25 protein-coding genes are annotated in these 22125 nt (G+C 63.1%); 10 read left to right on the top strand and 15 right to left on the bottom strand.

Features of this window, described 5'->3' with window-relative positions; genetic code table 11:
• The first annotated feature begins 224 nt into the window (after window positions 1–224).
• Complete coding sequence (locus PQR42_RS05225; protein ID WP_408218016.1) at window positions 225–1130, top strand: dihydrodipicolinate synthase family protein; 906 nt, start codon at window positions 225–227, stop codon at window positions 1128–1130.
• Between the two features lie 20 nt (window positions 1131–1150).
• Here the strand turns inward: PQR42_RS05225 and PQR42_RS05220 are convergent, their stop codons facing one another.
• The gene (locus PQR42_RS05220; protein WP_408493582.1) at window positions 1151–1891 is read right to left on the bottom strand and encodes a response regulator transcription factor; all 741 of its coding nucleotides are present in this window, start codon (window positions 1889–1891) and stop codon (window positions 1151–1153) included.
• 397 nt (window positions 1892–2288) lie between these two features.
• Between PQR42_RS05220 and PQR42_RS05215 the strand changes: the two genes are divergently transcribed.
• Together PQR42_RS05215 and PQR42_RS05210 are read left to right on the top strand one after the other, a co-directional pair.
• Window positions 2289–3590 (top strand): MFS transporter, encoded by a 1302-nt coding sequence (locus tag PQR42_RS05215; RefSeq protein WP_408218021.1) that lies wholly within the window; start codon window positions 2289–2291, stop codon window positions 3588–3590.
• A 145-nt stretch (window positions 3591–3735) separates the two neighbouring features.
• Window positions 3736–5220, top strand: a complete 1485-nt coding sequence (locus PQR42_RS05210; RefSeq protein WP_408382853.1) for an MFS transporter — start codon at window positions 3736–3738, stop codon at window positions 5218–5220.
• A gap of 114 nt (window positions 5221–5334) precedes the next feature.
• On the opposite strand, the gene PQR42_RS05205 is transcribed toward PQR42_RS05210, so the two are convergent.
• The 6 genes from PQR42_RS05205 to PQR42_RS05180 all read right to left on the bottom strand — a co-directional run bounded on the left by PQR42_RS05205 (window position 5335) and on the right by PQR42_RS05180 (window position 8241).
• A complete protein-coding gene (locus PQR42_RS05205; protein WP_408382851.1) occupies window positions 5335–5607 on the bottom strand; it encodes a hypothetical protein in 273 nt (90 codons plus the stop codon).
• Window positions 5608–5671: 64 nt separating this feature from the next.
• Window positions 5672–6103 carry a DoxX family protein gene (locus tag PQR42_RS05200; protein WP_408218027.1) on the bottom strand — a complete coding sequence of 144 codons (432 nt, stop codon included), beginning with the start codon at window positions 6101–6103 and terminating at the stop codon, window positions 5672–5674.
• 213 nt (window positions 6104–6316) lie between these two features.
• A complete protein-coding gene (locus PQR42_RS05195) occupies window positions 6317–6724 on the bottom strand; it encodes a VOC family protein (RefSeq protein ID WP_408382849.1) in 408 nt (135 codons plus the stop codon).
• A gap of 155 nt (window positions 6725–6879) precedes the next feature.
• A complete protein-coding gene (locus PQR42_RS05190) occupies window positions 6880–7344 on the bottom strand; it encodes an RbsD/FucU family protein (RefSeq protein WP_408218032.1) in 465 nt (154 codons plus the stop codon).
• Window positions 7338–7847 carry a hypothetical protein gene (locus PQR42_RS05185; RefSeq protein WP_408382847.1) on the bottom strand — a complete coding sequence of 170 codons (510 nt, stop codon included), beginning with the start codon at window positions 7845–7847 and terminating at the stop codon, window positions 7338–7340. The genes PQR42_RS05190 and PQR42_RS05185 overlap by 7 nt, the downstream gene beginning before the upstream one ends.
• Window positions 7848–7872: 25 nt before the next feature.
• Window positions 7873–8241 (bottom strand): nuclear transport factor 2 family protein, encoded by a 369-nt coding sequence (locus tag PQR42_RS05180; RefSeq protein WP_408382845.1) that lies wholly within the window; start codon window positions 8239–8241, stop codon window positions 7873–7875.
• 276 nt (window positions 8242–8517) lie between these two features.
• On the opposite strand from PQR42_RS05180, the gene PQR42_RS05175 reads away from it, so the two are divergent.
• The 7 genes from PQR42_RS05175 (at window position 8518) to flhC (ending at window position 13663) form a co-directional block, all read left to right on the top strand.
• The gene (locus tag PQR42_RS05175) at window positions 8518–8889 is read left to right on the top strand and encodes a type II toxin-antitoxin system RelE/ParE family toxin (RefSeq protein WP_408382843.1); all 372 of its coding nucleotides are present in this window, start codon (window positions 8518–8520) and stop codon (window positions 8887–8889) included.
• Window positions 8886–9188 (top strand): addiction module antidote protein, encoded by a 303-nt coding sequence (locus PQR42_RS05170; RefSeq protein WP_408382841.1) that lies wholly within the window; start codon window positions 8886–8888, stop codon window positions 9186–9188. The genes PQR42_RS05175 and PQR42_RS05170 overlap by 4 nt, the downstream gene beginning before the upstream one ends.
• A 165-nt stretch (window positions 9189–9353) precedes the next feature.
• A complete protein-coding gene (locus PQR42_RS05165) occupies window positions 9354–10220 on the top strand; it encodes a helix-turn-helix domain-containing protein (RefSeq protein WP_408218047.1) in 867 nt (288 codons plus the stop codon).
• Between the two features lie 72 nt (window positions 10221–10292).
• Window positions 10293–10829 carry a GNAT family N-acetyltransferase gene (locus PQR42_RS05160; protein ID WP_408382839.1) on the top strand — a complete coding sequence of 179 codons (537 nt, stop codon included), beginning with the start codon at window positions 10293–10295 and terminating at the stop codon, window positions 10827–10829.
• Between the two features lie 173 nt (window positions 10830–11002).
• On the top strand, window positions 11003–12226 hold the full coding sequence (locus PQR42_RS05155; protein WP_408382837.1) for a YeeE/YedE family protein: 1224 nt from the start codon (window positions 11003–11005) through the stop codon (window positions 12224–12226).
• A 532-nt stretch (window positions 12227–12758) separates the two neighbouring features.
• Window positions 12759–13079 (top strand): flagellar transcriptional regulator FlhD, encoded by a 321-nt coding sequence (gene flhD, locus PQR42_RS05150; protein ID WP_028194930.1) that lies wholly within the window; start codon window positions 12759–12761, stop codon window positions 13077–13079.
• Window positions 13080–13093: 14 nt separating this feature from the next.
• On the top strand, window positions 13094–13663 hold the full coding sequence (gene flhC / locus PQR42_RS05145) for a flagellar transcriptional regulator FlhC (RefSeq protein WP_007177883.1): 570 nt from the start codon (window positions 13094–13096) through the stop codon (window positions 13661–13663).
• A 144-nt stretch (window positions 13664–13807) separates the two neighbouring features.
• On the opposite strand, the gene PQR42_RS05140 is transcribed toward flhC, so the two are convergent.
• The 8 genes from PQR42_RS05140 to PQR42_RS05105 all read right to left on the bottom strand — a co-directional run bounded on the left by PQR42_RS05140 (window position 13808) and on the right by PQR42_RS05105 (window position 22084).
• A complete protein-coding gene (locus tag PQR42_RS05140; protein WP_408382835.1) occupies window positions 13808–15136 on the bottom strand; it encodes an Nramp family divalent metal transporter in 1329 nt (442 codons plus the stop codon).
• Window positions 15137–15196: 60 nt separating this feature from the next.
• Complete coding sequence (locus PQR42_RS05135; RefSeq protein ID WP_408382833.1) at window positions 15197–16399, bottom strand: acyl-CoA dehydrogenase family protein; 1203 nt, start codon at window positions 16397–16399, stop codon at window positions 15197–15199.
• 156 nt (window positions 16400–16555) lie between these two features.
• Entirely contained in the window at window positions 16556–17212 is a 657-nt protein-coding gene (locus tag PQR42_RS05130) for a methionine ABC transporter permease (RefSeq protein ID WP_012426429.1), read from the bottom strand.
• Window positions 17205–18365 (bottom strand): methionine ABC transporter ATP-binding protein, encoded by a 1161-nt coding sequence (locus PQR42_RS05125; RefSeq protein ID WP_408382831.1) that lies wholly within the window; start codon window positions 18363–18365, stop codon window positions 17205–17207. Before PQR42_RS05125 ends, PQR42_RS05130 begins: the two co-directional genes overlap by 8 nt.
• A 15-nt stretch (window positions 18366–18380) precedes the next feature.
• Window positions 18381–19787: an LLM class flavin-dependent oxidoreductase gene (locus tag PQR42_RS05120; RefSeq protein WP_408382829.1), complete on the bottom strand. Its 1407-nt coding sequence runs from the start codon at window positions 19785–19787 to the stop codon at window positions 18381–18383.
• A gap of 43 nt (window positions 19788–19830) precedes the next feature.
• Window positions 19831–20670, bottom strand: coding sequence for a MetQ/NlpA family ABC transporter substrate-binding protein (locus tag PQR42_RS05115; protein ID WP_408218071.1), 840 nt, complete (start codon window positions 20668–20670; stop codon window positions 19831–19833).
• A gap of 344 nt (window positions 20671–21014) precedes the next feature.
• Window positions 21015–21617, bottom strand: a complete 603-nt coding sequence (locus tag PQR42_RS05110) for a PIN domain-containing protein (RefSeq protein ID WP_408382827.1) — start codon at window positions 21615–21617, stop codon at window positions 21015–21017.
• A complete protein-coding gene (locus tag PQR42_RS05105; RefSeq protein ID WP_408382825.1) occupies window positions 21617–22084 on the bottom strand; it encodes a helix-turn-helix domain-containing protein in 468 nt (155 codons plus the stop codon). Before PQR42_RS05105 ends, PQR42_RS05110 begins: the two co-directional genes overlap by 1 nt.
• Window positions 22085–22125: the final 41 nt, after the last annotated feature.

Raw genomic sequence — 22125 nt, 5'->3', positions numbered from 1 at the left:
GGACGCACAACGGGCGTGGCTCGGAGCACACAGCATCATGCCAGTCACGCGCTCTCGACGCGCCCCGCCTTCCATCCCGAATTAAGCCAGCCGCCTTGATCCTGCGACGCTACAGGCAAAGCGGCTGTGCTGAAATCGTCATTCGCCACGCGCGATTCACGCAAGACGGCAGGATTTTCCCTGCTTACACTGCGCTTGAACACATCACACTCAGGAGAGCAGTCGTGGCGCATATCTGGGAAGGCGTATTGCCCGCAGTCACCACCAAATTCAACGCGGATTTCAGCATAGACCGTGCATGGACCGGCAAGAATATCGAGGCGCAGATCGAAGCGGGTGTGGACGGCATCATCGTGTGCGGATCGCTGGGCGAAGCGTCGACGCTTTCGCTGGATGAAAAGCTGCAAGTACTCGACATCGCCGTCGAGGCCTCGCGCGGCCGCGTGCCGGTCCTGTTGACGATCGCCGAAAACAGCACGCTCGACGCCTGCCGTCAGGCCGAAGCGGGCAGCCGTCATGGCGCGGCCGGTTACATGGTGCTGCCGGGGCTGCGCTATCTGTCGGACCGCCGCGAGACGCTGCACCATTTCCGCAGCGTCGCTGACGCGAGCGCGCTGCCGCTGATGATCTACAACAATCCGCTTGCCTACGGCGTCGACATGACGCCCGAGATGTTCGCGGAAATCGCCGACGAGGAGAAGATCGTCGCGATCAAGGAATCATGCGGCGATGTGCGGCGCGTGACCGATCTGATCAATGCGGTCGGCGACCGTTTCGCGATTCTCTGCGGCGTCGACAATCTCGCGATGGAGGCGATCCTGATGGGCGCGCATGGCTGGGTGGCCGGTCTCGTGTGCGCGTTTCCGCGCGAGACGGTGGTGATCTACAAGCTGCTGAAGGCCGGACGCCTCGAGGAAGCGCGGGCGATCTACCGCTGGTTTGCACCGCTGCTCGCGCTCGACGTATCGGCGAAGCTGGTACAGAACATCAAGCTCGCCGAAGCGATCGTCGGACTGGGCACCGAGCCGGTGCGCCCGCCCCGTCTGCCGCTGGCCGGTGACGAACGCAAGGCGGTCGAAGCGTTGATTCGCAAGGCGCTCGAAACACGCCCCGCGCTGCCGCAGATTTGATCTGACGCGGCTGGGTGGCGTCAGGCCGCTTGCCTCACGACACCGATATCCGCATCGATATCGGCGGCTTCGCCCTGACGCAGATGCAGCAGCCGGTAGCCGCTTTTATAAACCGGTTGCAGCCGGAATTCGTTTTGCGGCTCGATCTCGAGCAGGAGGCGCAGCCGCGAAACGTGACTGTCGATCGTGCGGGTGAATTCGCGGAACTCGCGGCCCCACACCATGGCGAAGATGTGATCACGCGAGAGCACGCGGCCAATGTTGGAGAAGAACAGCGACGCCAGCCGGTACTGGGTGCCGGATAGCTGGACCGGCTGGCCGCGCAGCATGACGAGTTGGCGGTGCGTGTCGAAGTGGTACGGACCGACATTGAAACTCGCGGAGCTGAACCGGTCCGGATACGCCCGCCGCAGCAGCGCCGCGACCCGCTCGCGAAACTCGGCTGCGCGCAACGGCAACGCGACATAGTCGTCCGCTCCGGCGACGAACGCGCGCACGATGTTTTCCTCCGCCGTGTCCACCGAGGCGAAGATGACCGGCAGACGATCGCCGCCCACCGCGCGCGCCGCCCGCAAAACCTCGGCGCCGGAGAGACGCAGGCCCTGCCAGTCGAGCACCAGCAGGTCCACGGTGGAACGCGCGAGCGTTCTCGACATGCTCAGGCCGTCGTCAAAGGTCGTGCAGGAATGACCGGTGGCCGTCAGGACCTTTTCGATCGACTGACGCATGACCAGGTCACGTTGAAGAATGGCAATACGCATGGGATGACTCTTAACTGATAGCTCGGACGCGATTCTCAGAGGCGGGCCCATTCCATCCCATAGGAGCAATCCTAATTTACATATGAATCAATCTGTCCCGACAGCACTGCATCACATTCCCACAAGCGATTGCGACATTTCCCAAGACGTAGTCCTATTGCTACTGAAAGACGCACCGTTCGGGGAACTTTCCCCAATCTAATTAAGCACTTCCCGAAGCGTTCGGCTTTCATCCTGTAAAATCCCCGCCTGGCCTCAATCGTCATCGCGCTTGCCTTACCCGGACCGGCGCGCCGGTGTCCCGTGCTCTACCCAGCGCCTGCCACACTTCTCGCCCGACGACCGCCGTATTTCCACGCGCTACGTGTGGCTCCCAATTCAAGACAAGACACAAGCAATGCAAGCGACAAATCTGGGTGGAGCGCAGGCTGTCACCCCACGCCCTCTTGGGCGCAGCGATTACAAGACGCTCGGACTCGCCGCCCTCGGCGGGGCGCTGGAGTTCTACGACTTCATCATCTTCGTGTTTTTCGCGCCGGCGATCGGCCAGCTATTCTTCCCGGCGGCGATGCCGGACTGGCTGCGTCAGGTGCAAACCTTCGGCATCTTCGCCGCGGGCTATCTGGCACGGCCGCTCGGCGGCATTATCATGGCGCATTTCGGCGACCTGTTCGGCCGCAAGCGCATGTTCACGCTGAGCGTGCTGCTCATGTCGGTGCCGACGCTGATGATGGGCCTGCTGCCCACCTACACCAGCATCGGCGTGCTGGCGCCGGTCCTGCTGCTGCTGTTCCGCGTGATGCAAGGCGCGGCGGTCGGCGGTGAAGTGCCGGGCGCCTGGGTGTTCGTCTCAGAGCACGTGCCGCAGCGGCACATCGGTTATGCATGCGGCACGCTGACGGCCGGCCTCACGGCGGGCATCCTGCTCGGCTCGCTGATCGCCTCGGCGGTGAACCGCAACTTCGCGCCGTCGGAAATCTCCGCGTACGCGTGGCGCATTCCGTTCCTGGTGGGCGGCGTGTTCGGCATGTTCTCGGTCTACCTGCGCCGCTGGCTGCATGAGACGCCGGTGTTCGCCGAACTCAAGCAGCGCAAGGCGATTGCCGCCGAAGTGCCGCTCAAGGCCGTGCTGCGCGACCACGGCCGCGCCGTGATCGTCTCGATGCTGCTCACGTGGATGCTCTCGGCCGCGATCGTCGTGGTGATCCTGATGACGCCCACGCTGCTGCAAAAGCAGTTCCACATCGCGCCGGCCACCGCGCTGCTGGCGAACTGCGTGGCGACGCTGTGCCTGACGATAGGTTGCGTGATGGCGGGCTCGATTGCCGGCCGCATCGGCGCGGGGCGCACGATTTTCATCGGCGGCCTGGCGCTGGCGGTGACGTACTACGTGATGTTCCAGCAACTCGCCGCTGACACCTCGGCGCTGGTGCCGCTGTACGCGGTGGCGGGCCTGTTCGTCGGCGTGATCGGCGCGATTCCGTTCGTGATGGTCAAGGCATTCCCGCCGGTGGTGCGCTTCTCGGGTATTTCGTTCTCGTACAACGTCGCGTACGCTGTGTTCGGCGGCCTCACGCCGATCGCCGTGTCGCTGATGATGAAGTCCAATCCGATGGCCGCGCCGATGTATGTCGGTGCGATATGCATTCTCGGGGCATTGACCACGCTGTTCATCAAGGACGCGCCGCACAAGCGTTAAATCGGCTGCTTCTGCTTTACAAAGACGGCGTGCGCAAACGGTGCGCCGTTTTTTTTGCATCATCGGGCTCGACGCGCCCCGCGCTTGCGCGTGACATCGACACTTCACGCCGCTCCGAAACATGGTGCGCTGCATCGGGCCTACGATGTATCGCATGAACTCCTCAAATTCCCCACACTCATCCGCACTCGGCCGTGTTCTCGCGACGGTCAGTGTCGGCTTCGTCGTCACGCAACTCGACGTGACCATCGTCAACATCGCGCTGCCGAGAATCGGCGCGGATCTGCATGCGAATGTCGCGGGCCTGCAATGGGTCGTCGATGCTTACACGCTCGCGTTCGCCGTGCTGATGCTGTCCGCCGGCGCGCTCGGCGACCGCTTCGGCGCGCGGCGCCTGTACGCAGCCGGCATCGTGCTGTTCGCGCTTGCATCGCTCGCCTGCGGCCTCGCGCTCGACGCGACCATGCTGGTCGCCGCGCGCGCACTGCAAGGCGTCGGCGCCGCCGCCATGCTGCCGAACTCGCTGGCACTGCTCAATCAGTCGTACGGACACGATCCCAAACTGCGTGCTCGCGCGGTCGGGCTGTGGACCGCGGCGGGCGCGATTGCGATCGCGGCGGGACCGGTGGCCGGCGGCCTGCTGATCGCGGCGTTCGGCTGGCGCAGCATCTTTCTCGTCAATCTGCCGATTTGCGCGGCCGGCTTTCTGGCGACCTTGCTATGGGTGCCACGGCCCGAGGCCACGACGCGTCAAAGCCCGCAATCGGCGGCAGCCGGCGCTCCCGACACGAAGCCGCGCGGCATCGACCTGAGTGGCCAGTGTCTTGCCATCGTCGCGCTGACCGCGTTTGTCGCCGCCGTGATCGAATGGCGGCCGCTGGGGCTCGGTCACCCGCTCGTGGCCGGCGGCTTCGTGCTTGCGCTGATCGCAGCAGGCGCCTTTATCGTGGTCGAATCGCGCGTCGCGGCGCCGATGCTGCCGCTCTCGCTCTTCAGCAAGCGCTCCTTCAGCGTGGCGGTGCTGTTCGGCATCTGCGTGAATCTCACCTATTACGGCATGGTGTTCGTGCTGAGCCTGTATTTGCAGCGCGTGCGCGGCTATACGCCGTTGCAGGCGGGCCTTGCGTTCCTGCCGTTGACGGGCGGCTTTCTGCTGTCGAATGTGGCGAGCGGCTGGGTGGTCGGCCGCTTCGGCGTGCGGGTGCCGATGATCGCGGGCGCGATCACGGCAGGGCTCGGCTATGGCCTGCTGCATTTCGTCGACGCCGGCACACCGCTCGTCGGCCTGCTGCTGCCGTTCCTGCTGATTCCGTCCGGCATGGGCCTCGCGGTCCCGGCGATGACCACCGCCGTGCTCGCCTCGACGGACGCGGCACGCGCCGGTACGGCCTCCGCCGTGTTGAATACGGCGCGGCAGGCAGGGGGCGCGGTCGGCGTGGCGGCCTTCGGCGCGTTGGCGAGCGGCGCGGCCGCCACGCAGATCGTCTCGGGCATGCGGGCGTCGACTGCCGTCTCGGTCGGCTTGCTGGCGATCGGCGGCGTGCTGAGTTGCTTCGTGCATCCGCAGCCGCAGTCGTCCGACTCCGCGCGTCGCCATCCTTGTCGCGAACGGGTCGGCGAATCGCACTGAGGGTGGCGGCTCTCGATATCGTGCGCACAAAAAACGACCCCGCGATGCCTGCGCATGGCGGGGGTCGTTACCGGTAATCCGGCGGTAGCGCGCTACAACCCTGTACTGCCTGGCTTATAGCGACGCTTCCTGGATCGTGCCAGTGTCGATTGCGCGCTCGATCAGCCCTTCGTTTTGCGCTTTGGCGATGGCGTCGGCGATCAGCTTTTCCGGCTCCTCGATCTCGGCCTTGATCGTACTGATGAACCCGGACGCATCCAGAACGACCAGCGTCTTCGCCGAATCAGCCAGACTGATAATCACCCGATGCGGCGTGGGCCCTTCACCAAGACTCGCGCACAACTGCGTGGCCTTGCCGCCAATGGTTTGCTCAAAACTTTGAATCATTATTTGCTCCCTTGGTTACAGCCAGAATCGAAAGCGACCTGCACAGACTACCTCAACTGCCGCGTCAAAGGCCGAGTCCGCCACGCGGCGCTCGCGCACCGTCGATGCTGAGACGGCCCGCGCCCGTCACGAACAGCAGCAGGAAACCGCCGGCAATGCCGATGTTCTTCCAGAAATGGATGACCATGTCGCGTTGCAAGGCGGCGTCGGTGACATTCCAGAAATCGTGGCCCAGCACCGCCGTCGCCACCGTGTACACCGCCATGATCAGCGCGAGCGGCCGCACCTTGAAGCCGACGATCAGCAACAGACCGCCGAGCGCCTCGACCGCCGTTGCAATCGGCGCGGCGATCTGCACGAACGGCACGCCCTTCGAATGCAGGTAGCCGACAAAGCCCGCATAGCCCAGCAGTTTCATCACACCGCCCCACAGGAACAGCACGGCAAGCGCAATACGTGCGATGAGGATAACGCCGGAATCGACGGGACGCGACATGAGGGGCTCCTGTAAATGAATAAGCAGCAGACCCGGCCAACAGCCCGCAGTTCCCCACTTTGCACCTGACAATAGGCGGTTTGCCCGCCTTTTCCTAGCTCGGACGCGGATGAGCGGCACGGGACGCGCCGCATGTCGGGAAGGAAAAAGGTGTTCGAGCGGTCCGCTCGTTAGCGTCCGCGCTGCGTGCCGATGGCGGAATCGCCGCCGTGCTTATGCTTGAGGATACGTTGCGACTTCGATCAGATTGCCGTCCGGATCGCGGCAATACACCGAGGTCATCTTGCCGCGCGCGCCGTCGCGCTCCACCGGGCCGGCCTCGATTTCGACGCCTTGGGCGAGCCAATGCGCCTTAACCTCGGCCGGGCTCGTGGTCGTGATGAAGCACAGATCGGCGCTGCCGGGCACCGTCTCGCGGCCGGTGAACCACGCGACGGTATCGGCGGTCGCGGGCCGCAGATTGATCTTCTGATTGCCGTAAAACATCGCCACCCGCGTGCCGGTGCGCGACTCGAACTCGGTGCGCCGCATGCCGAGCATACGTGTGTACCACTCCGCGCTGACTTCCACGTCGGCGACGTTCAGAACGAGATGATCGAGGCTGTCTATCGAGAAGCTCATGGTTTTCGTCACCGTGATGTGAGGCGATGCGCCGCGACGGATCAGGCCGATCCGCCGCCAGCGGCCAGACGAAAAGTTAGCACGTGCGCGAGATTCGCGTACGTCGGCTGGCACGTTGCGCGCATGGCATCGCGCCGCGATGGCGCTGACGAAAGTTACGACTGAGGCGCGTCCGGCGCGAGCAGAACGCCCTTCGTGAAGACGAAGCAACCATAGCCGCGTTCTTCGCCAGTCGCGATCACGCAATACGCCTTGCGCGCCCGCTCATAAAACGCAAACCGCTCGATCGACGCGAACGGCACATCGCGCCCTTCCGCGGCGTTGACCTCGACCTGTGCCTCGCGCTGCACGGCCGGAATCGTGTGCGGCTCGCCCACGACTTCCATGCGCGACGCGGGATGCTCGATGAACGTATCCAGCGGCATCACCGACAGCACCGCGCGAATCGCGCGCGGCGCGCTCACGCCGTCGAGGCGCAGCACTTTGCCCAGCACGCTTTCGCGTGCCACCGAGTCGCCGGGAAAATTGGCGTCGCAGATGACGAGTTCGTCGCCATGGCCCATCGCGCGCAGCGCATGCAGTATGTCGGCGTTCAGCAGCGGGTCCAGATTCTTCAGCACGGTGTCTCCTTGTGGTCCGATTGGCGGCTGACCGCCGAGGTTTGGACGTTGGTTATCGGTCGCGCGAAGCGAGCGGTCCACACCCGCGTTCGAGCCGGGCCGAAGCGGCAGGCGCCCGGCTCGACGAAAGCGTGTCCGCGCGTCGAATCGCATTCCAGCGGACGATTGTAGCAAGCAACCTTGCGGGCATTCGTCGAGGGTGGCGCGTGGCGGCTGCAGGTTGCGTTGCCGGTACGAGTCGTCGGCCGAACGTGCTGCATGGCCGGCAGAGTCGCGGCGCCGCCACACTGCCAGCGCAGCCAGCCGACCACCGCCAGCAGCACGAGACCCGCGCCGCCCAACACCGGCTCGCGCCAGCCCAGCAGCGCGATGAACATGAACGCGCGCGCACCGGCGAGCAGCGCGAAACCGGCGATTACGCTGGACAGCGAGTCGACGGCGCCCGACAGGCGCTCAAACGCGATGGCCGTTTGGGGGACTGCGGCGGCAGCGGGCTCGTGCATGATTGTCTCCGTAAGAAAGCGGTGCTCAGACGCCGTCGGGCACCTGGTCGAGGAAGCCGGTGACGGCCTGCAAGCGTCCATGCGAATCGACCACGCCGAAGTCGGATCCCTTCACGATCGCGTCGCCCGCGGGCGTGGTCAGCTCCCACGAGAAGCGCAGCCGGTCGGCAAAGCCGTCGACCTGGCCCGTTCGGCGAAACGTGTGATACGGGAAGCGCTCGTGCACCGCGCGGATCATCGCGTCGATGCCGTCGTGGCCGGCGCCTGCCAGCAGCGGGTCGCGATAGTCGGCGTCGGCGCTCCAAGTCGCGGCGATCAACTCGCGACGGCGCGCGCCATCGGTTTCGTTCCAGGTGTCGAAATAACGGTCGATCAGATCGGTATGCGCGTTCATCTCCAGACTCCTTCATTGGCATGACTGAGCACTACGCTCGGCAGACACGTTGTATGCGGCGGGCTCGGAGTGAAGATTGACGGCTTGGGCGCGGTGCGTCGATTACGTGGGAGGTAAGCATTCGCACGCGCTTCGTTGTTCGTCGGATTGGCCATCCGGCCGAGTCGTCAGCCGCGGCGGCAGCCGCTAACCTCGTGTGGCAAATGGGAGCCGCGCAGCGCCGCGCGCGGCATACGACGTACTCGACTACCACGGACACGGGGGCCCTTTTTCAATATGGTTTTCACACTTGCAAGACCGTATCCACAAGGATACAATGCTCAGCAGATCGGTTCACCACCTGTGTACGAGGTCAACCGCACCGAGGAATTCGACACCTGGCTTGCACGGCTCGCGGATTTACGAGCGAGGGCAAAGATACTCGTGCGGATCCGGCGTGCGGAACGCGGGCATTTCGGCGACGTGAAATTGCTGGAAGACGGTGTATCCGAAATGCGCATCGACTGCGGCCCGGGCTATCGGGTCTACTTCGCGCGTGAAGGGCGCATGGTGTATCTGCTGCTCTGCGGTGGCGACAAGTCCACCCAGCCGGCCGATATCAAGCATGCCAAAACAATGTGGGCAGCAATCAGAGAGGAACTGTCATGAGCAAGATCAAAACCGCGCGGTTCGACGCGTCACACTACCTCGACAGCGAGGAAATGATCGCTGAGTATCTCAACGCAGCGCTTGAAGACGGCGACGCCGACGTCCTGCTCGCCGCAATCGCCGACATCGCCAAAGCGCGCGGTATCGCCAAGGTTGCGGCAGACGCCGGACTCGGGCGCGAAAGCCTCTACAAAACGCTCGCGCCCGGTTCGAAGCCGCGCATGGACACGGTGTTCAAACTGCTGCGCGCGCTCGGCGTCAAACTCAACGCGGTGCCGGTAAGCGTGGCGGCGGCCTGAGTCGCGGCTCCCGTTCTGCCGGCTTCGCAGTTGACCAGTACCGTGGATTGGCTGTGCTATGAGGCGTGTTTCCGGAGTTTCGTAGGCGTGGCCGGGTGTATTCCGGGGTATTCCATTACCTCTCAGGTAATGGATCGCTAGCGCCGGTTGGCTATCATCGGTGGCATGAACACACTCTCTCTTGCGCAAACCGTTCCGTCGCATGCGCCGGCGGCCAGCCGCACGGTCGGCGATCTGCTACGTGAATGGCGTCAGCGGCGAAGAATGAGCCAGTTGCTGCTCGCGGCTGAAGCCGATATTTCGACCCGGCATTTGAGCTTCGTCGAATCAGGTCGCGCCGTGCCGAGCCGGGAAATGGTCATGCATCTTGCCGAACGGCTCGACGTGCCGCTGCGCGCACGCAATGCGCTGCTGGTCGCCGCAGGTTACGCGCCGCTGTTCCGGGAGCGTCCGCTGTCGGATCCGCAGTTGGCCGCCGCGCGCGAGGCCGTCGACCTGGTGCTGAAGGGACACGAGCCCTACCCGGCGCTCGCCATCGACCGGCACTGGACCATCATTGCCGCGAACAACGCGCTCGCGCCTCTGCTGACCGGCGCCAGTCCGGAACTGCTGAAGCCGCCGGTCAATGCGCTGCGCCTGAGCTTGCATCCGGAGGGCATCGCGGCGTCCATCGTCAATTGGCATGCGTGGCGCGAGCACATATTGGCTCGGCTGCAGCGGCAAATCGACGTGAGCGGCGACGAGACGCTGAGCGCGCTGCGCGAGGAGCTGGCCGCGTATCCTGCGCCACCGGAGGCGGAAGCGGCCGAGCACGACAACGCCGCCGTCAATCAGATCGCCGTGCCGCTGCGGCTGCGCACACCGATCGGCGTGCTGTCGTTTTTCAGCACGACCACGGTGTTCGGCACACCGGTCGACGTGACGCTCTCGGAGCTCGCCATTGAAGCGTTCTTTCCCGCCGATCAGCAAACCGCGGCGGCATTGCGCGAATTCGGCGAGAGCCAACGCGCCGAGGCGGCACGCCAACCGTAGCCCGACTGTAGAAGACGAGGCACACTGCTGCACAGAGCCCTTGTCCTTTCACTCGCAGATTTACGTGGAGAGATGCACTTGAACGACAACGCCGTACTCGTACGCCAACTCGGTCCCGACGACCGCGACGACTACTTCCAGCTTCGCCTGCGTGGACTGAGAGCGCATCCGGATTCGTTCGGCCAGAGTTACGAGGAAGCGCTCGCCAAAGGTTCGTCACAACACGATGCGATGCTGAAGGGCTCGCGTGCGGCTGAAGGCGATTTTTTGCTCGGCGCTTATGCATCGGCCGGAACGCCGTTGATCGGCGTGGTCGGCCTGATCCGTAACCCTAGCGACAAGCAGCGGCACAAAGCCGCGGTGATCGGCATGTATGTCGCGCCGGAAGCCGCGGGCCGCGGCGTTGGGCGCGCGTTGCTCGACGAGTTGCTGGCGCGGGCCGCGCGCGTGGAAGGGCTACGGCAAATCCAGTTGCTGGTCGGCAGCCGCAATGAAGCAGCGAGAACACTGTATGAGTCGTTCGGCTTTCGCAAATATGGCTGCGAGGTCGGCGCGCTGAATGTCGGCGGTGTGTTTCATGATGCGGATCTGATGGCGCTGTTCATCTAATAGATACCGGGCGCGACGAACATCCCCTCGCGTCACGCTCATCCAACCGCCCTGCCTCAGCACGCGATCCGTGCTATCTTTTTTGACTACTTTTTCGTCATACGCGCCCCTAAAAACGGCTTTCCAGCCGCCCGCGGGCTGCCTCGACCCGTCGCTTGTCAGTCAACTCACACATGTCCGACCTCTCTACTTCACTTCCGCGTGTGCCACGCCGTTTCGATATCAATCCGAAACCGCTCGGTGCCGCGCTCGTTCTGATCGCGCTCGGCGCCGTTTATCTGGCGCAGACCGTCAGCGGCCGCCAGGCGGCGCTCTATCTTGTCGGCGCTTTGCTTGGCATGTCGCTTTATCACGCGGCATTCGGCTTCACTTCGGCGTGGCGGGTCTTTATCGCCGACGGCCGCGGCGCCGGCCTGCGCGCCCAGATGCTGATGCTCGCGCTCGGCGTGCTGCTGTTTTTCCCGGCGCTACAGGCCGGCACGCTGTTCGGCCATCCGGTCGTCGGACTCGTCGCGCCGGCGGGGACGTCCGTGCTGGTCGGGGCGTTCATGTTCGGTACCGGCATGCAATTGGGCGGTGGCTGCGCGTCCGGCACGTTGTACACCGTGGGTGGCGGCAGCACCCGCATGATCGTTACGCTGGCGGCATTCGTTATCGGCTCGGTCGTCGCGACCGCGCATATGCCGTTCTGGACCGCGTTGCCGTCGCTCAAACCGCTCTCGATGGTGACCGCGCTCGGCGCGGGCTGGGCCATCGTGCTGAACCTTGTCATGTTCGCTGCGATTGCGGCACTGACCGTTCTGATCGAACGGCGGCGTCATGGCCAACTGGTCAATGAGGCGCCGCGCCAGCCGCATACGTCGCCGTGGCTGCACGGCCCGTGGCCGCTGTTCGTCGGCGCGATCGCGCTGGTTCTGCTCAACTTCGCGACGCTGGCGCTCTCCGGGCGTCCGTGGGGCGTGACGTCGGCCTTCGCGCTCTGGGGCGCCAAGCTCTTTGCCGCGCTCGGCATCGACGTGGCCAATTGGCCGTATTGGGCCGCTCACGCCAACGCGGGCGCCCTCGCCGCCCCTGTTACACATGACGTCACCTCGGTGATGGATATCGGCATCGTGCTCGGCGCGATGGCGGCCGCGGCGCTGGCCGGGCGTTACGCACCGGTGTGGAAAGTGCCGGCGCGCTCTCTGATCGCGGCAGTGGTCGGCGGCCTGATGCTGGGCTACGGAGCGCGCCTCGCCTACGGTTGTAACATCGGCGCCTACTTCAGCGGCATCGTGTCAGGCAGCTTGCACGGCTGGCTGTGGCTGGTCGCTGCCTTTGCCGGGAATGTGCTGGGCACACGCCTGCGGCCGGCGTTCGGTCTCGAAGTCGAACGCGTTCGCCCTACCGGCTGCTAGAACTCACGCAGGAAGTTACAAATGCGGCCTCGTTTGTAACTGGGGTCGCTCCAACCTGTTACATCTCTGTTTTGTCCCCATAGCAGCGCTTAAGAGCGGTATTTATTACTTTATATTGCGCTCGCTTTCTATTTCCTTTCTGTGTCCGGCTGGAATTACCGACCGACTTCCGGGCCGCATCGTTTGCTCAGATGAATCACCAGAACGCCCGTCATACAAGGGTTTTCATGGATCAGACAAAAATCCTCGATAGCGGAAAATTCGCCAAGCATTGCCTATTACAGGACCGTGAAAGAGTTACCGAAATTTGATGTATCTTTTTGAGATATTTTTTTGAGAAGGGATTGATTTCTTGTTTTACCCTTCATACAATTCGTCCCAAGCTGTTACGAAATGTAACGCGATGTATCAAAAGGTCGCTGTCTGTATCAGGCGGTGACAGTAGCCGGAGGACAGCGTTTCCGGCGAGGCACAAAAGACATAACGGCAAAAAATGCCGACATAGTAATTCGGGGCTTCGGAAAACACAGAAATGGACCGTAGCAGCGAGACGCTGGATTCAATCCGCGAGATCAACTTGTCTTACATCATGCTCGCGCAACGTATGTTGCGTGAGGACAAACCGGTCGGCATGTTCCGGCTGGGACTGTCGTCGGAACTGGCTGATTTGCTTGCCGGGCTGTCGCTCGCGCAGATCGTCAAGCTGGCCGCTTCCGATCAGCTTTTGTGCTTCTTCCGCTTCAACGACCACTCGATGTTGTCGGCGTTGACGCAAACGACGAAGCACGCCGCAGTTGCACCGACTCACGCGGCGATCCTGCTTGCAGGCCAGCCGGCTGAACAGTTCGCTTAATCGAGGTGACTGCGATGCTCAAGCGTAGCCTGACGGAAGATGCACAGGAAGTATTCCGCGCCATTGCGCTGATCGAACTGGGCGCACGCATGCAGGTGCTCGAGAGTGAATTGACGCTCTCGCGCGACCGCATGATCCGCCTGTATCGTGAGGTCAAGGGTGTATCGCCGCCCAAGGGCATGCTGCCGTTTTCGGCGGACTGGTATATGACGTGGCTGGCGAACATCCACGCGTCGTTGTTCTACAACACGTACCTGTTCCTGAAGAACGAAGCGCGTTGCTCGCATCTGGATGCGCTGACCAAAGGGTATCGGCTGTATCTGGAGCATTGCCAGCACAGCGAAACCGAACCGGTGCTGGACTTGACGCGTGCGTGGACGCTGGTGCGTTTCTTCGACGCCGACATTCTGCAATTGACCAAATGCTGCCGCTGCACCGGCAAGTTCGTGGCGCACAAACACGATCTGCAACATAACGTGGTGTGTGGCGCTTGCCAGCCGCCGTCGCGTGCCGGCAAGACGAAGAAAGCCGCAGCCGCTCGCCAGGAAGCGCTCGAAGCAGCGCAGATCGCGCAAGCAGCGTGATCGCATCGATGAGGGCAGGTCCAGCCCGATTCGAACCGAAGCCTTGATTGGAAAGTCCGCCTCCGAGCGGACTTTTTTTTCGTCCCATTCGCGTCGGCGGCCGGCTGCCGACCGCCGTCACAAGGCACGCGGCGAAAAGCCGGATCAGCCGGCCAATCCCACCGTCTGCACCACCAGCCACAGGTTCGCCGCGCTGATCACCACAAACAGCGTCCACGCGACGAGCCGCGTCAGCAGCGTGTTGGCGAATTCGCCCATCAACGAACGGTCGCTGGTCATGCGGATCAGCGGATAAAGCGCGAACGGCAATTGCAGGCTCAGCACGACCTGGCTTGCCACCAGCAGTTTGCCGACCGCACCGTTGCCCATCATCTGCACGCCGATCAGCGCGGGGATCAACGCGAGAGCCCGCGTGATGAAGCGCCGTTGCCAGCACGGAATCTTCAGCTTCAGGAAGCCTTCCATGATGACCTGCCCCGCCACGGTGCCGGTGAAGGTCGAGCTTTGTCCCGAGGCGAGCAAGGTGACCGCGAACAACACTGCCGCGAAACCGGTGCCGACGATGGGCGCGAGCAACTTGTAGGCGTCTTCGATTTCGGTGACCTGATTGTGGCCGGTGGCATGGAACGCCGCGGCGGCAAGAATCAGGATCGCCATGTTGATCAGCAGCGCGAACACCAGCGAGGCGATCGTGTCGATGCGCGACATGCCGATCGCCGAGCGGATGCTGGCGGGGTCGCGCTTCACCGCGCGCGTCTGCACGATCGACGAATGCAGATAGAGGTTATGCGGCATGACCGTCGCACCGAGAATGCCGATCGCCAGATACATGGGTTCGCGCGAACTCAAAGCCTGCCACGACGGAATCAACCCCTGCGCGACCGACGGCCAATGCGGCTGCACCAGCGCGAGCTCGATGATGTATCCCACGCCGATGGTCGCGATCAACCCGAGCATGATCGCTTCGAGATCGCGGAAATTCTTGCCCTTCAGCCCGAGCACGATCAACGTATCGAACGCGGTCAGCAACACGCCGGTCGTCAGCGAGCATTTGAATAACAGATGGAAAGCGAGCGCGCCGCCCAGCACTTCGGCCAGATCGCACGCCACGATCGACAGTTCCGCGAGCAGCCATTGAAAGCGCGCCACACGCGGCGAATAACGCTCTCTTGACAACGCCGCGAGATCACGCCCGGTCGCGATGCCGAGGCGCATGCTCAGGCATTGCAGCGCCATCGCCGCGAGACTCGACAGCATGACGACGAACAGCAGGCTGTAGCCATAGCGCGATCCGGCTTCGATGTCGGTGGCCCAGTTGCCCGGATCCATGTAGCCGATCGAGATCAGCAGGCCGGGCCCTGCGAACTGCAGGATTTTCTTCCAGAAAGGCGCGCCTTGCGAGACGGCCACCGAGCCTTGCACCTCGGATGGGCAAAACGGCGCCGTTGCGGTGGTCGGTAGTTTGAACTGCAATCCGGGAATCTCTTGAAGGGGATAAAACGCGGCGCATCGTGCGGGCCGCCGCGAACCGCCTCAAGTGTACAAAGAAACTTCCGGCAACGCGCCGGTGAGCGCGTAGCGGCCGACGTCGCGCACGCGATAGTCGAGCGGATCATGCAGCGTATGCACGCGGGCGTTGCGCCAGAACCGGTCGAGCGCGAGTGGCGCGTGCGTGGCGCGGGCGCCACAGGCGTCGAACAGTTTCTCGCTGACGTCGAGCGCGGCGCGGTGCGCGACGATCTTCGCCTCCGACGTGGCGAGCGCAACCTGTGCGCGTGTTTCCGCGGAAAGTGACGGACCTTGTTGCCACGCGTCTTCGAGCAACCAGGCCGCACGGGTGGCCAGCGCTTCGGCGCTCACCGCCTGCAAGCGCATCTCGCCGAAACGCTGGATCAGATAGGGATCGTCGGTGGCCTTGTCGACGCCGGAATAGATCCACGGCTTGCCGTTCCGCGTGACGTAGGCGCGCGCCTCGTCGAGCGCGCCTTGGGCAATGCCCACGAACAGATTGGTCAGCACCTGTTGCGAGATCAGCGTGCGCAAACTTGCATGCGGCGTGTCGGGCCGCACCATCACTTCATCGGGTTCGACCTTGACCCGCACGAAGGACACACTGCCGCTGTCGGTCTGCCGCTGCCCGATCGGGTTCCAGTCCTCGTGAACGGTGATGCCTTCGCGCGTGGTCGGCACCACGCCGAAAACCGGTTTGCCGGTGACTGGATCATGCGCGGAGACCGTCATCATGTGCGAGCCGCGTGTGCCGGAGCAAAAGCCTTTCTGGCCGTCGAGCAGGTAGCCGCCGTCATCGGTTGCGCTTGCAACGAGTCGCGTGTCGAGCGGATTGACGGCGTTGCCCCACCACCATCGCTCTTCCACGGTGCCACCGAGATAGCGGGCACGTTGTTCTGGATTGCCCCATACATTGACGCTGACCACTTGCAAGCAGGTGAAGCCCAACAGATGCGCGAGCGCGCTGTCCACTTGCGCGATCTTGCGGATCGTCTCGTAGATATCAGGCCAACGCGCGCCGAGGCCGCCGAATTCGCGCGGCACCGCGAGCGTGAGCAGCCCCGCGTCGGCGATCCATTGTTTCTCCCGCGCGGCGTGGCCGCCATCGATATCGCGCTGCGCGGCCGTCGCGCGCAACGCGTCGAGCAGACCCGCGAGATCGCGCACCTCGGGCGCAGCGAATGCCTGAGGCGTTTGCAACGCATCGGCATGACGAGGATCGTTCATGCAATTTCCACGTGAAGAGTTGTTCGGCAAGCGGCGGTAGACGGAGCGCCTTCGCGCGGCGCTCGATGCCGTAGCTAGCATGATAGGCGGTGATGCGGGCGCCGCAAACGTGCGCGGCTATTCTTCATGCAAATAGCAGCCGCGCGCTAAACACGATCACGCTCGCTGCGCAAGCCGCCGCACGAATCGGTCGCCGACGAACTGCACCGCCGTGACGATCGCAATCAGCAGCACGATCACCGTCACCATCACGGTCGTATCGAAACGCTGATAGCCGTAGCGGATCGCCAGATCGCCAAGCCCGCCGGCGCCGACCGCGCCCGCCATCGCCGACGAACCGATCATCGCCACCACGGTGATCGTGAAGCCGCCGAGAATGCCCGGCAGCGCTTCGGGCAAGAGCACATGCCAGATGATATGCCGGCGTTGCGCGCCCATGGCTTGCGCGGCTTCGATCAAACCGCGGTCCACTTCGCGCAGGCTTACTTCAGCCACGCGCGCGAAAAACGGAATCGCCGCGATACTGAGCGGCACGATCGCGGCCCATACGCCGATCGTCGTGCCGATCAGCAAACGCGTGAGCGGCAGCAACGCGACCAGCAGAATGATGAAAGGCGTGGAACGGAACGCGTTGACGAGCGCACCCAGCGTGCTGTTCACCGCGCGCTTCTCGAAGATGCCGCCGCGCGTCGTCGTGACCAACACCAGCGCCAGAGGAATGCCGATGAGCGCCGCGACGAACGCGGACACGCCAACCATGACGATGGTGTCGCGAATCGCGTCGGCGAGTTCGGAAAGCCACAACTCAGACATAGCCCAATACCTCGACATGGTTGGCGTAGCGGCGCGCGCCTTCGAGCAACGTCGCGATCTGTTTCTGCACGGTACTGCCCGCGTTCGCACGCACTTGCGCCGACACCACCAGACGCCCTTGCGCATGCCCCTGAATCCGGTCGATGCCGCCATGCACGAAACTCACGCTTCCGCCTTCGACGCTCAACGCCGACGCAAGGCCGCCGAGATCGGGCTCACGCGCATCGACGCCGGTGAAACGCACGTCCAGCAGAATCTGCGCGTCCGCTTGCGCGATGTCGTGCAGCGGCTTGACCCGTTGCGCGAGGTCCGCCGGCAAGTCATGCACCAAGGTGCGTAACAGCGCACGCGTCGCGTCATGTTGCGGATTGCCGAACACGTGCCACACCGGGCCTGTCTCCACCACTTCGCCGCGCTCGATCACCGCAACCGTATCGCAGACCTCGCGAATCACCTGCATCTCGTGCGTGATCAATACGATGGTCAGATTCAGACGCTGATTGATATCGCGCAGCAACGCGAGGATGGCTTGTGTCGTCTCGGGATCCAGTGCGGAGGTCGCCTCGTCGCAAAGCAGAATGTCCGGGTCCGTGACCAACGCGCGCGCAATGCCGACACGCTGTTTCTGACCGCCGGACAAACTCGCCGGATACGCGTCGCGTTTGGCGGACAAGCCCACCAACTCCAGCAGCGCATCGACTTTTTTATCGATCGCCGCTTTCGGCACACCGGCGATTTTCAGCGGCAACGCAATGTTCTCGCGCACCGTCTTCGCCGACAGCAGATTGAAGTGCTGGAAGACCATGCCGATGCGCCGACGCAACGCCACGAGTCCGCGCTCGTCGAGTTCACCGACACTCACGCCATTCACGCGCAGCGCGCCTGAACTCGGTTTCTCCAGGCCGTTGACGAGCCGCAACAGCGTCGACTTGCCTGCTCCGCTGCGGCCGATAATGCCGAACACCTCACCCTTCGCCACATTCAACGTGACATTGGCGAGCGCCGCGGTCGACACGCCGCGCGCGTTGGCGAACACTTTGCCGACGTCGTCGAATATCACGGCGGGTTGCGTCGCCGTTTCAGGCGAACCAGGATTCACGGCAAGAGACGGCGCGTCTTCGATGAACTGCGGCACGTCGAAAAGATTGGCCATGGTTTCGCTCCTCTCTCACGCTTCCGCGATGGCCGGCGCGGCGGACTGCACCCGGCGACGATGCTGCGCGCCCGCATGGACGTCGGGCAGGCGGGCACGCCCGCCGCCGAACAGTTTCTCGCGCAGCGTCGGCGCAGGATCGTAATCCTCCTTGTAGACGCCGCGGTTCTGCAATTCCGGCACCACCAGATTCACAAAGTCCTCGAACGATTCGGGCATCACCGTGCGCGTCAGATTGAAGCCGTCGACGCCCGCTTCCTCGATCCACGACACCAGTTCGTCCGTGATCTGCTGGGGCGAGCCGACTACCGGCTTCGCGCGCCCGCCGAGCGTCATCTGTTCGAGCACCTTGCGTTTGGTCCACACGCCGCTCACGCTCTTCTTCGAAATCGCTTCGACGGCGGACTGCATCGACTCGGTCTTCACATAGGAGATCGGTTCGTCCAACTCGTATTGCGAGAAGTCGATGCCGGTCGAACTGGAGAAATGCGCAATGCCGCCTTCGGCGCTCGCATAACGGCGGTATTCCTCGAATTTTTCCTGTGCTGCCCGTTCTGTTTCACCGACTACAACGGTGATGCCCGCGAAGATCTTGATGTCGTCCGGCGCGCGGCCGAAGCTCACTGCGCGCGCGCGGATGTCGTCGACAATCGAGCGCGTCAGCTGCTTGTTCTGACCGCCGACGAACACGCATTCCGCGTGACGCGCCGCGAAATCGACGCCACGGCTCGACGAGCCCGCCTGGTACAACACCGGCGTGCGTTGCGGCGACGGCTCGCTGAGATGAATCGCGTCGATCGAATAGTACGGACCGTCATGCTTCACGCGATGCACCTTGTCCGGATGCGAGAAGATGCGCGCCGCGCGGTCGCGCACCACGGCGTCGTCTTCCCAGCTTTGTTCCCACAGCTTGTAGACCACGTCCATGTAATCGTCGGCGCGGTCGTAGCGGTCGTCGTGGCTGATCTGCTGCGCGAGCCCCATGCCGCGAGCCGCGCTGTCCAGATAACCCGTCACGATGTTCCAGCCCACGCGGCCTTTGGTCAGATGGTCGAGCGTCGACATGCGGCGCGCGAACAGATACGGCGGCTCGTAAGTCAGATTCGACGTGACGCCGAAGCCGATGTGTTTGGTCACGTGCGCCATCGCGGGCACGATCAGCGACGGATCGTTGATCGGTATCTGCACCGATTCGCGCAACGGCGTCTCCGGGCCGCCCTGATAAACGTCGTACACGCCGACGATATCCGCGAGAAAGATCCCGTCGAATTTGCCGCGCTCCAGCGTTTGCGCAAGGCTCGTCCAATAGTCGAGATCCGTGTAGTGCGCCGAACGGTCGCGCGGATGCGTCCACAACCCGTGATTGATGTGGCCGACCGCATTCATGTTGAACGCGTTCAGCAGGATCTTTTTCTTCGCCATCGTGCGGCTCCTTTGGCTTTCCGGTTTCGGCTAACCACGCGGGTTACCAGGCGACGGCGTAGAGATTGCCGAAGGCTTTATCGAGCGCGGCGCGCACTGCCGGCGAATGTTGATAGATCGCGATGAACTTGCGGATACGCGGATCGTTCGCGCTTTCCGGACGCACGACCCACTGGATCGCATAGTTCTTGTTTTCCAGGCCGTCGAACAGCAGCGCGCTATTCGGATCGGTCGTGCCGGCCAGCTTGATGAAGCTCGGGTAACCCTGCGCGAGATCGACGTCGTCGAGCGAACGCGCCAGTTGCGATGCTTCGAGCTGCACGATCTTCAAATGCTTCGGGTTGTCGATGATGTCGAGTGTCGTCGCGCGATAGTCAATGCCAGGCTTCAGCTTGATGAGACCGGCGCGCTGCAGCAGCAACAGGCCGCGTCCGCCGTTGACCGGATCGTTGGCGATCGCGACCGTGGCGCCATCTTTCAGTTCGTCGAAGCGTTTGATCTTCTTCGAATACAGGCCGATCTTCATGATCGTGCCCGGCGCAATCGCGACGAAGTTATAACCGCCTTGCTTCTTCGCATTCTCGAGAAACGGAATGTGCTGGAAATAGTTGACGTCGATGTCCTTGTTCGCGAGCGCCGCGTTCGGCGTGTTCCAGTCGGTGAACTCGATGATCTTCACGTCGAGGCCCTGTTCTTTCGCTTCGCGCGCGGCGATTTTGAGCGCTTCGATTTGCGGGCTGGTCGCGGTGCCGATTTTCAGCGTGGGCGAGTCGGCCGCCGAAGCGGGCGCGGCCTGCAACGCGAGCGCGAGACCGAACGCGCTGATGAGCGAGACAGCCGGCTTGTGGAAAAAGCGCTGCACGTTGGATAGAAAAATGCGCATGGTGAACTCGTGGGTCGGGGCGTGGTGTTGATTCGAGGCGAGCCGATCCACCGGCATGCCTTGAGGCGTCTACAAAGGGATTACCTTTGAGACGCAATCAGGCTTGCCGGATAGGTCGAGCAACGGAAAATCCACTGCGTGCGGCTTAAACCGCGCGTGGCAGCGACAGGACGCGCAATCGGGTCAGCGCGGACAGCGGAAGGTCGGACAGGTCATCGCCTCTCTCCAGATGAGGTGCGACTCATCATAGAGGGCGGCAAAGCGGCGGTCTACGAAGGGATTTTTGTAAGGAAAGCGGGAAAAATGATTTGGGCGTGACCACGCGTCGTGGCCGGATGCCGAAGTTACAACAACGGCAGCACGTCCGCGCTCGACAACCACGCGCTGGTTTGAACCAGACCGGCGCGTATGAGCCGATCCAGCAGTTCCTCCACCGACCACGACGGTCGACGCTTACGCGCTCGCAAGTCCCTGAAGGCGGCCAACGCGCGCTTCTCATTCAAATCGATCGGATCGAGGATGAAGATATCAGGATGTTTCACTTCGATACGCAGGTTGGACTCCAACTGTTCCGCCGCGAAATCCTTGAGGTTGAAGGTGACGATCGCATCTGCGCGCGCCGCCACTGCAGTCATGACGACATGCCGGTCTTTCTCGTCGACGCCGCAAATTTCGCCGCTCTCAGGAAGCACCTGCGTAACCAGCGCGTCAGGAAACGTACGGTCCATCGCGCTGCGAATCGCGGCAATCTTCGGCGCGGCATCGTTAGCCGCGCTTTTGTCCGCGAAACGGGCGGCGAGATTGCGGGTCCATTCTTCGTGAATGCGCGCCGACCACTTCGGCGCATAGAACTCGTGATCAGCGAAAGTCAGCAATACGTCACGCACCACCATCGGAAATAGCGAACACGCATCCAGCACGACGGTGAAGCGATCGACCGACAGCATTACAGATCGTATCCACCTATCGATTCGCTGTCGGCCACGATCTCGTCCAACGCGCTCTTGCGTGTTGCACGCATGGTTTCCTTGTAGCGCATCACGTCGTCCATCAGCATGCGGCGATGGCGTCCGACCTTGCGGAAAGGCAGTTCGCCGGCTTCAAGGCGAGCGATCAGAAACGGCCGCGACACGCCGAGCAAATCCGCCGCCTGCTTGGTGGTCAATTCGGTGTCGGCAGGATAAAGAACGAACACCTGCTCACTGGCCATCATGGCCAGCACACGCGAGAGCACCCGCAGCGTGGCGGGCGGAACCTCGATACGGGCGAGATCTCCGTCTGCGCCCTCCTCGACCAACGCGACGCTATGCGCGCCCGAGTGATCGAGCGCAGCGCCCATGAGGCGGCTCGCGGCGGATAGCACGGTTGCGTCGTCGTCCGACAGGATGATGCGATCGGGTGTAGCGGTTGTCATGTTCGACTCCAGATTACCTTCGAGTATAAGTCAATCCGCGT

This window comes from Paraburkholderia sediminicola (assembly GCF_046027355.1).
In the GTDB taxonomy this organism is placed as follows: Bacteria; Pseudomonadota; Gammaproteobacteria; order Burkholderiales; family Burkholderiaceae; genus Paraburkholderia; species Paraburkholderia sediminicola_B.
This window is presented reverse-complemented; position numbering and strand designations above follow the sequence as displayed.